General features: G+C 40.5%; 1 protein-coding gene. It reads right to left on the bottom strand.

The window, feature by feature from the left end; translation table 11 throughout:
* The coding region (locus ACFIMW_RS09460) for a hypothetical protein (RefSeq protein ID WP_375697397.1) at positions 1 to 379 on the bottom strand (379 nt) is incomplete at its 3' end.
* Between the last annotated feature and the right edge of the window lie 273 nt (positions 380 to 652).

The following is a 652-nucleotide window of genomic DNA, read 5'->3' as shown; positions in this document are numbered from 1 at the left end:
TGACTAGGTCATGTGTCTGCTGTACCAGATCTGGTCCCCACAACAATTGTTCACCGAAATCTAACCAACATGTAGGACTCCTGCACGGACGTCCATACAAAGCTTCATACGGAGCCATTCCAATACTAGAATGATAGCTATTATTATAAGCAAACTCCATTAAGGGTAATAGGTGGTCCCAACCTCCCTGAAAGTCCAGTACGCAGGCCTGCAACATATCCTCCAAAGTTTGAATTGTTCTTCCCGATTGTCCATCTGTTTGGGGATGAAAAGCTGTACTAAATGTCACTTTGGTACCCATTGCATGCTGTAAGAATGGCAAAAATTGAGAAGTAAATCTAGGATCTCTATCCGCAACTATAGATACCGGTGCACTCACGATTTCTTTCACATACAACTCAGAATATTGGTCAATGGAATAGGTAGATCTTACCGGTAGAAAATGAGCAAATTTTGTTAACCTATCCACAATGACCCAAATAGAATCAAAACCCTTTTGCATCTTTGGCAAACCCTTAACCAAATCCATAGTAGTATGTTCCCATTTCCATTCAGGAATTGGTAGTGGATGTAATAGCCCGGCAGGATGTTGATGCTCAGCTTTAACATGTTGAAAAATTAAACATTTTGCCACAAAATTATGCTACTTCAC

The organism is Bartonella sp. AC329YNZD (assembly GCF_042196685.1).
In the GTDB taxonomy this organism is placed as follows: domain Bacteria; phylum Pseudomonadota; class Alphaproteobacteria; order Rhizobiales; family Rhizobiaceae; genus Bartonella.
The sequence above is the reverse complement of the archived record's forward strand: the minus strand, read 5'-3'. Positions and strand labels throughout refer to the sequence as shown.